7 protein-coding genes are annotated in these 8,720 nt (G+C 67.7%); 3 read left to right on the top strand and 4 right to left on the bottom strand.

Annotation, left to right across the window (positions count from 1 at the left end):
• The 4 genes from bchY to ACIQ6O_RS09350 all read right to left on the bottom strand — a co-directional run.
• On the bottom strand, positions 1–914 hold a 914-nt coding region (gene bchY, locus ACIQ6O_RS09335), incomplete at its 3' end, for a chlorophyllide a reductase subunit Y (protein WP_396207522.1).
• Positions 915–1,083: 169 nt separating this feature from the next.
• Positions 1,084–2,079, bottom strand: coding sequence for a chlorophyllide a reductase iron protein subunit X (locus ACIQ6O_RS09340; RefSeq protein ID WP_396207516.1), 996 nt, complete (start codon positions 2,077–2,079; stop codon positions 1,084–1,086).
• Positions 2,076–3,029, bottom strand: coding sequence for a chlorophyll synthesis pathway protein BchC (gene bchC / locus ACIQ6O_RS09345; protein ID WP_396207517.1), 954 nt, complete (start codon positions 3,027–3,029; stop codon positions 2,076–2,078). The genes ACIQ6O_RS09340 and bchC overlap by 4 nt, the downstream gene beginning before the upstream one ends.
• Before the next feature lie 211 nt (positions 3,030–3,240).
• A complete protein-coding gene (locus tag ACIQ6O_RS09350) occupies positions 3,241–4,473 on the bottom strand; it encodes a methyltransferase (protein ID WP_396207518.1) in 1,233 nt (410 codons plus the stop codon).
• A gap of 174 nt (positions 4,474–4,647) precedes the next feature.
• On the opposite strand from ACIQ6O_RS09350, the gene bchI reads away from it, so the two are divergent.
• The 3 genes from bchI to ACIQ6O_RS09365 are packed head-to-tail and all read left to right on the top strand — an operon-like array spanning position 4,648 to position 8,475.
• Complete coding sequence (gene bchI, locus ACIQ6O_RS09355; RefSeq protein ID WP_396207519.1) at positions 4,648–5,703, top strand: magnesium chelatase ATPase subunit I; 1,056 nt, start codon at positions 4,648–4,650, stop codon at positions 5,701–5,703.
• Entirely contained in the window at positions 5,684–7,558 is a 1,875-nt protein-coding gene (locus ACIQ6O_RS09360; protein WP_396207520.1) for a magnesium chelatase subunit D, read from the top strand. The genes bchI and ACIQ6O_RS09360 overlap by 20 nt, the downstream gene beginning before the upstream one ends.
• Positions 7,555–8,475 (top strand): DUF3623 family protein, encoded by a 921-nt coding sequence (locus tag ACIQ6O_RS09365; protein WP_396207521.1) that lies wholly within the window; start codon positions 7,555–7,557, stop codon positions 8,473–8,475. The genes ACIQ6O_RS09360 and ACIQ6O_RS09365 overlap by 4 nt, the downstream gene beginning before the upstream one ends.
• Positions 8,476–8,720: the final 245 nt, after the last annotated feature.

Below are 8,720 nucleotides of genomic sequence, written 5' to 3' on the forward strand. Positions count from 1 at the left end.
TTCTTCACGCCGTCGATCTGCTCGCGCGACACGTTGGCCGCCTGGCCGATGTTCTCGAGCCACGCCTCGGTACCTTCGTAGCCCACCGGCGCCGAGCCGATGATGGGGCGCCCCGCCGCTTCGAACTCGCGGTAGGTGGCCACGTAGAAGGGGTGAATGGCGGCGGCCACCACGCAGTCGAGCGCAGCGTACAGCTCACGCCACTCGCGCGTGGGCACCACGGGCCCGGCGGCGAGTCCGAGTCCGTCGAGCATCATGCCGATGCCCACGGGATCGGCGGGGAACATCTCGCCGATGAGCGAGACGGTGGGCTTCTGCGAACGGCCGGCCCGCGGCGCCTGGACGGGGCCCTGTTCGGCCTCGAGACGCGCGTACTTGAGCATGGCGCCCGCCAGCACGTCCTTCGCTTCGGCATGCGTGGGCACGCCGAAGCCCGGCACGTCAATGCCGATGATGCGCACGCCGTTGATCTCCTTGGGGAGAATCTGCAACGGGACGCCCGACGCGGTGGGCACGCAGAGATTGGTGATCACGATGGCGTCGTACAGCGCCGGGTCGGCCATCTGATACACGGCGTCGCGAATGTCCTCGAACAGCTTGCCGGTGACGAGCGTCTCGGAGTTGAAGGGCACGTAGCCCACCGTGCGCCGCGCGCCGTAGAAGTGGCTCGTGAACGTGAGCCCGTACACGCAGCAGGCCGAGCCGCTGAGGATCGTAGCCGTGCGGCGCATGCGCAGCCCCACGCGCAGCGAACCGAAGGCGGGGCACATGCTCTGCGGCTGATCGTGCGGCCCCTTCGGATAGTCGGCCGCGTAGCGATCGAGCACCTCACTCTTGCCCGCGGCGCGCGCGGCTTCGAGCATCTGCTCCTTGCCGGAGTGGCACCCGAGCCCATCGGCCTGCGTGGCGGCCATGTTCACGGCGGTGCCGTCGACCACGGGCAGTGCCTTCCCTGACGCTCCTGACGGGGCAGGCGCCCCTGGGGCGCAGCCCATGCCGCCCGGCGCGTCGGCGTCGTTCAGCATGGGAACTTCAGAGACGTCGTCGTAGACGACTTCCTTTTCGTGTGCCATCGCGCAGACCTCAGACGGTGTCGTAGACGACTTCGAGCGACGGCTTCACGACGTCTTCCTTGCCCACCATGTCGAACATCGTGGCCGGTTCCATCACGAAGTCACGGCCCGTGCTTTCCGCGCTGAAGAGACCGAGCAGCTGGTCCTGCGTCTGCGGCTTGGGCCGCACCGGCGGCGCGTCGGCCACGTTCTGCGCGAGCAGCGCGAACAGCGGGCCCCACTCACCGTCGGGCTTGCCGATGATTTCGTAGCTCGCGCTCTTGCGGCGGATGTCCTCATGCGCGGGAATCGCGGCGAGCACGGGGATGCCGGCGTTGTTTGCGAACGCCTGCGCTTCGCCGGTGCCGTCGTCCTTGTTGATCACCATGCCGGCCACGCCCACGTTGCCGCCGAGCTTGCGGAAGTACTCCACCGCGCTGCACACGTTGTTGGCCACGTAGAGCGACTGCAGGTCGTTCGAGCCGACCACGATGACCTTCTGGCACATGTCGCGCGCGATCGGCAGACCAAAGCCGCCGCACACCACGTCGCCGAGGAAGTCGAGCAGCACGTAGTCGAAGCCCCAGTCGTGGAAGCCGAGCTTCTCGAGGGTTTCGAAGCCGTGGATGATGCCGCGACCGCCGCAGCCGCGCCCGACTTCGGGGCCGCCCAGCTCCATCGCGTACACCCCATCACGCTTGAAGCACACGTCACTGATGGTGACCGCTTGGCCCGCGAGCTTCAGGCGGCTCGAGGTTTCGATGATGGTGGGGCACGCCTTGCCGCCGAACAGCAGCGAGGTGGTGTCCGACTTGGGGTCGCAGCCGATGAGCAGCACCTTCTTGCCCTGCTGCGCCATCATGTACGAGAGATTGGCGAGCGTGAAGCTCTTGCCGATGCCACCCTTGCCATAGATCGCGATGATCTGCGTTTCCTTGGTCACGGGGCCCGTGTGCACGCTCTCGGGCTCGGCCGAGGCTTCGTCACGCACGTTGCTGTGCAGCTGATGCAGACCGTTCTCGCTCATACCGCAGATCTCCAGTCGAGGATCATCTTCACGCAGTGAGGATCACCGAACGCCGTGGCGTAGGCGTCGGCGGCACGCGCCGCAGGTTCGCGGTGCGTGATGAGGCCATCCAGATCGAGCCGGCCGCTGTTGGCGAACTCGGTGATGGCCGTGAGGTCCTGCTCCTTCCATTGAGCCGCAATGCGGATACGCGCCTCGCGCAGGAACGCGGGCGGGAAGGTGAACGACACGGGCTCGCTGTAGAAGCCACCGAGCACGATCTCGCCGCCCGGCATGAGCTTGTTCACGAGCGAATCCATGATGCCGTCGGCGCCCGACACGTCGCAGATGACCTTGTAGCCGCGGGCGGTGTCGTCGTTGGGGTGAATCACGGTGTAGCCGCGCGCGCCGTCCATGCGAATGGGGTTCGTTTCCCACACGACGGGCGCGGGCGCACCGTACAGCACACAGAGGCGCGCGATGAGCCGGCCGAGGGCCCCGTGGCCGACGATGAGCCCCGGCAGCTTGTCGAGGTTGTTCGCCGGGTCGGGCTCGAGGCAGTGATGCGCCGTGGCCGCGAGGGCGAAGAGCGCACCCTTTTCGCCCACATGCTCGGCGAGCGGTATGGTCTTGGCACCGGGGACCACCACCCGAGACGCCTGCCCGCCGAAGAGGCCGCGGGCTTCGTTGAACCCCTTGGACCCCGGCACGTACACGAGCTGCCCAGGCTCACGCCCTGACTCGGCGCCCGCCTCGAGAATGAGGCCCACGCCCTCGTAACCCGGCACGAGCGGATAGGCGAGACCGGGGAAGGGAGGCATACGCCCGGTGAACAGCAGCTTCTCCGTGCCGGTGCTGATGCCGGAGTACTGCATGGCCACCACGACATCGGCTGGGACGGGTTCGACCAGCGTCAGTTCGCGGACGGACAGCTTGGTCGGTTCTTCGAAAACGACGGCGAGGGTATTCACGGGGTGTACAGTGAAGTTGACAGTGGGTGCTGTCAATATCCAGAGAGGAGTGTTCGGGTATTCAGTCCTATTTCACTAGGACGGTTCGGACCAAGCTCCCCAAGAAGGGGGCGGGCGGAAGCGGTCAGGAAAAAGGGGGCAGGGCGGTCCTATCGCCTTCCCCCTGGTCCCATCGCCCCGCGCCGCTGTTCAGCGGATCAATCCCGTCGCGTCAGACTTCCGCCACGATGAGTCCCGTCTGAATCGGGAATCGCGTGGGGAGTTCACGACTCTTCCGGAACCCGGCCGTTTGGAGCATCTGGTGGAGCTCCGACGCGCGACGGGCGCGCCCCTTGCCCATGGCCAGCAGGTAGAACGAGAAGTAGGCGTCGCCCACCGTCTCGGCGCCCTTGGCTCCGGCCAGCGCTTCGGCGATGAGCAGCACGCCGCCCTTGGGCAGCGCCGCGCGCACGCGCTGCAGCAGCCGCAGGACGGAGAGATCGTCGTGGTCCAGCAGGACGCGCACCAGCGAACACACATCGGCGCCCGTGGGCAGCGAGTCTGCATGGAAGTTGCCACCGACGCACTGCACGCGATCGCCGAGTCCGGCCTGTTCGAGCCGCGTACGGGCGCGTGAGGCCACGGCCGGCAGATCGAACAGCTGCAGCTGGAGGTGGTGGTGCCGTGCGCCCACGAGCGACAGGAACATCCCCTCGCCGCCGCCCACGTCGAGCAGGCAGTCGTGCTTGGAGAGGTCGTAGGCGTCGAGTACATCATGCGCGACCGGCGGCAGGGTGGCCGCCATGATCTCCGAGTAGGCTGCCACCCGCGTGTCGTCGATGGCCTGCGGGCGCGGCGCGTCGGCATACGACCAGTACCGCGAGAGCTCCGTACGGAAGTCGGAGCCTTGGCGGAGGAGCGACACCGGATCGGCGAGGTCGTGGTAGGCCATCTTGTGGTGCCGGATGAGCGCCGTGACGCCCACGTTGCGCACCAGCGGAGCGCCCAACGGCCCCAGTCCATAGCGGCCGTGCCGACGCTTCATGAGCAGTCGCAGCGATACCGCTGCATTGAGCAGGCGCTCCGCGTTCGCGATGGCCATGTCGCCGTGCTCGGCGATCTCCTCCACGGTGCGGGCGCCCTCGGCCAGATAATCGAACAGGTCCAGCTCCACGCAGGCATACAGCGTCTGCGTGTAGACGAACCCCGACACCAGGTCGAATACCTTGCGCGACCGATAGCGGGTGATCGGTGCGGTGAGCGGGAACCGGGCGCTCCAGCGCTGGAACTCGTCGGTCGCAACGAGTTTGTACCAGCGATCACGGATGCGCTCGTACCACGTGGGGTCGGGCACCGGGGTGGTCGCCGGCGCCACCGGCGAAACCGGCGTGACATCGGCTGCCGCTCGCGGGCGGTCGGAGGCCGGGACGGTGGGCGCGGAGAGCGCCTGCTCGGGGGGATTCACGGGGACAAACTTCGCGCGGGGAAACGGCGGTGTCAAGAAAAGTGTACACTACCCGACGTTGGCACTGTCAGGATATTGCGACATAGAATGTCCGGTCCTAACGTGTTAGAAACATGGACTTTGCCGGTGACCCTGCGCCATCCCGGCTCGCCGGCCGATTTTTTCAGGATTCTGATGCGACCAGTTTTCCCGTTCAGCGCCATCGTCGGTCAGGACGAGATGAAGCTCGCCCTGCTCCTCGTAGCAATCGACCCCTCCATCGGTGGGGTCATGGTGTTCGGCGACCGCGGCACCGGCAAGAGTACGGCGGTCCGTGCTCTCGCCGGGCTGCTGCCACAGATGAAAGTCGTTCAGGGGTGCAAGTACGGCTGCGATCCGCACTCCACGACCCAGCGCTGTGACGAGTGCTTCAAGCGCCTCGCCGACGGACAGCATCCGCGTTCGCTGCTCGCGCCGGTGCCGGTGGTCGATTTGCCGCTCGGCGCCACGGAAGACCGCGTGGTGGGGGCGCTCGACCTCGAGCGGGCCCTGACCACCGGCGAGAAGGCGTTCGAGCCGGGGCTGCTGGCGCGGGCGCACCGTGGCTTCCTGTACGTCGACGAGGTCAATCTCCTCGAAGACCACCTCGTTGATCTGCTGCTCGACGCGGCCGCCACCGGCGAGAATGTCGTGGAGCGTGAAGGGGTGAGCGTGCGGCACCCGTCGCGCTTCGTGCTCGTGGGCAGTGGCAATCCCGAAGAGGGCGAACTGCGACCACAGCTGCTCGATCGTTTCGGTCTTGCCGTAGACGTGCGTACACCGACGGTGATTGCCACGCGCATCGATGTCATCAAGCGGCGCGACGCCTTCGATCGCGACCCGATGGCGTTCCTCGCGCATTGGCAGAAGGCCGATGCCAAGGTGCGTCGCTCCATCGAGAAGGGGCGCGCCCGTCTGGATGACCTTGCGGTACCGGACGAAATCCTCGAGCGCGCGGCCGCCCTGTGTGCGGCGCTCGGGACCGATGGGTTGCGCGGTGAACTCACGCTGCTCCGCACCACGCGCGCGCTGGCGGCCTTCGAGGGCGCCGACGCGGTGACGCTGGAGCATTTGCGTCGCATCGCGCCGATGGCGTTGCGTCATCGGTTGCGCCGCAACGTGCTCGACGATGCGGGCTCCACCACGCGCGTCGAGCGTGCGGTGTCGGAGTTGTGGGACGCCCCCGCGACTGATGTCAGCGCCACGTCCTGATCTCCCGGGCGGGTTGGGCGCGCTGGCCGCTCTGCTGCTCGCCGTAGACGCACGCGGGCTGGGGGGGGCGGTGCTCGATCATCCCGTGCACGAGCAGGCTCGCCTTTTCGCCTCGCTCGTGCGGTCCTGGCTGCCAGCCGGCGCGCCATTGCGCCGCGTGCCGTCGAGTGTCACGGCCGACCGCCTGTACGGGGGCGTCGATCTCGCATCGACGCTCGCGACCGGCAAGATCGTGGCCGAGCGTGGGGTGCTGGCCGGTGCCGATGGCGGGGTGTTGGTGATTCCCATGGCCGAACGGCTCAACACGTCGGCCCGCACGGCCGTGTGCGAAGTGCTCGATCATGGCGAAATCACCGTGCAGCGCGAGGGGATCGCCGACCGTCACGACGCGCGCGTGTGCGCGTTGCTGCTCGACGAGTCGGTGGACGACGAACTGGTGCACCCGGCGCTCAAGGACCGACTCGCCTTCAGCGTACGCTTCGATGGGCGTACGGGCGAGGAGCTCGAGTGGATGGCCGACGAAACCGAGGCGCATCACTTCGAGACGCTCGTGCGTGAGGCCCGCGTGCGGCTGTCGCAGGTGAGCGTCGACGACGAGTGGGCCGCAGCGCTCTGCCAGACGGCCGACGCCTTCGGCGTAGACTCGGTGCGGGCGACGCTGTTCGCGCTGCGCTGCGCGCGCGCGCTGGCCGCCCTCGACGGTCGTCTGATGGTGACGGAGAAGGACGCGGAGAAGGCAGCCGCGCTGGTGTTGGCGCCGCGCGCCACGCGCTTGCCGCCTCCGCCGCCGCCCGAGGAGGAGGAAGAGCAGGGGGACGAGCAGCAGCCGAACGAGGAGCCGGAGCAGAACGAACCGGAACCGCCCCCTCCGCCGCCGCAGATGGAGCAGCCCCCCGAGCCCCCCGAACCGCCCGAGCAGAAGGACAGCGACGACGACAGCACGCAGCCCACTCCTGATAGTGGTGAGCTGTTGCGCGATGCCGTGCAGGCGGCGCTCCCGCCCAACCTGCTCGCGCAGCTCGTGCAGAATAGCAGCGCGGGATCGATGCAGGGCCGTGTGGGTGAGGAAACGCCCAACATGCTGCGTGGGCGTCCACGTGGCGCGCGCAGCGGCCTGCCGCGCGGCGGGGCACGGTTGCATCTGCTCGAAACGCTGCGTGCGGCCGCGCCATGGCAACGCGTTCGCTCGCGGATGGCGCCGCCAGCCGGTGCCGGCGCACCAGCGCCGCGCGTGGCCGTGCGCCGAGAAGATTTCCGCATTCGTCGCTTCATCGAAAAGACGGGAACCACCGTGCTCTTCGTGGTGGACGCGTCCGGGTCGTCGGCGCTGTATCGCCTCGCCGAAGCGAAGGGGGCCGTGGAGCTGCTGCTCGCGGAAACGTACGCCCGGCGCGATCGGGTGAGTCTCATTGCATTTCGCGGACAGGGCACCGAGGTGTTGCTGCCGCCCACGCGCGCGCTCGCTCGAGCCAAGAAGGTGCTGTCGGCGCTTCCCGGTGGCGGCGGCACCCCCATGGCGCACGCGATCGATGCGGCGATGGAGCAGGCGATCGCCACGCGTCGCGGCGGCAGCTCGCCGCTGGTGGTGATGATGACCGATGGGCGCGCGAACATCGCCCGCGATGGCACGCCGGGGCGGAAGCAGGCGGAGCAGGATGCGTTGGCGGCGGGTGCCCGCTTTGCGTCGCAGCACATTCCGGCGATGTTCGTGGATACGTCGCCACGTGGTGAGGTGGTCGCGCGCCGGCTCGCGGAAGCGATGAAGGCGCGCTATATCCTGCTGCCGTCGGCCGATGCCAAGGCGTTGGGAGGGTTGGTGAAGACCGCGATTCAGATGGCGGAGGGTGGTGGATGAGTGGGGCTGGTGTGGAAACCGTGCGTGTGCCGGGAGTGGTACCCTCCCGCGTCGTCCCCCCGCTCACGGGGTGGCGACAGCGTCTGCATATACTGGTGCGGGCGCGGCATCCAGACATGGTGCAGACCACCGACATCGCCACGCGCGAAACCACGATGCGCGTGGCCGTGCGGTCGTTCCTGGTGGTCGTGGCGTTCTGGTGGAGCACGACCGGGATCGTCTTTGCGCTCGAGCGGAATCCCACCACACGGCTGCTCGGTCTCATCGTCGCGAGCGCGCTGGCCGTGTGGGGGGCGGCGCTCGTGTACCTCGAGCGCGATCGGGATACCCCCTCGGCCGCCCGACGGAGTTTCCTTGGCGGGGCGTTCCTCTGGACGTGGGCGCAGGTGACGTTCTACGGCGCGTGGATCATCGGTCCCGAGTCGTTACGGCTACATATCCCCGCCCAGCCGCCGTCGTGGGGCTTCGCGGTGCAGGCGGTCCTCTCGATGTTCTGGTACCAGCTGGTGATGCTCGCGGTGCTAGCCACGACGGCTGTCATCACGCACAAGCGCGCCAATCGCGTCGGATGGTGGACGGCAGCGCTCTTCTGGTGCGTGCATCAGATCGCGAGCATCAACATCTTCCTCGGTGTGGAGAACAGCGGTCGCGGTTTCTTCCCCGAGACGCTCGTGTTCCTCGAGAGTTATTTCGGGCCGGCGGTAAACAGCTGGTTTTTGCCGTTCACCATTGCGTGCGTGATTGCGTACACGCTGTATACGGCGCTGTTCGCCATTCGCGGACGTACGCCTGGGTACCGGCAGGCGATGATGCTGCTCACGGTGATCGGGGTGCTGTCGGTGCTGGAGTTGGCGGTGCTCGGGGCGCCGATTCAGTTGCCGCTGTGGGAGGCGTTTCTGGCGGTGAGAGGGTACTGATCGTTTGGTGTGGTGCGTGGGGTGTGGTGTGGTGCGTGCGGGCGCGGCCTCGCCCACCTGCCGTCTGCCGTCTGCCGTCTGCAGGTCGTCTCTCGTCCGACCGCTCCCCTCTCAGCTATCAGAACACCGACAGGATGCTCTCGTCGTCGCCGTCATCGAACGGGATGAGTGCTTCGCCTGAATCCCGCGGCGCGGGCTTGGCGATCGGGACTGGTGCCGCCTTGATCGGTGGACGGCTCGCGAGA

The sequence above is a fragment of the Gemmatimonas sp. genome (assembly GCF_044345575.1).
Lineage (GTDB): Bacteria > Gemmatimonadota > Gemmatimonadetes > Gemmatimonadales > Gemmatimonadaceae > Gemmatimonas.

What these genes read in the sequence shown, in the direction of transcription:
- ACIQ6O_RS09340 (WP_396207516.1), bottom strand. Translation starts at nt 2,079, where the DNA reads ATGAGCGAGAACGGTCTGCATCAGCTGCACAGCAACGTGCGTGACGAA.
- bchI (WP_396207519.1), top strand. Translation starts at nt 4,648, where the DNA reads ATGCGACCAGTTTTCCCGTTCAGCGCCATCGTCGGTCAGGACGAGATG.
- ACIQ6O_RS09360 (WP_396207520.1), top strand. Translation starts at nt 5,684, where the DNA reads ATGTCAGCGCCACGTCCTGATCTCCCGGGCGGGTTGGGCGCGCTGGCC.
- ACIQ6O_RS09365 (WP_396207521.1), top strand. Translation starts at nt 7,555, where the DNA reads ATGAGTGGGGCTGGTGTGGAAACCGTGCGTGTGCCGGGAGTGGTACCC.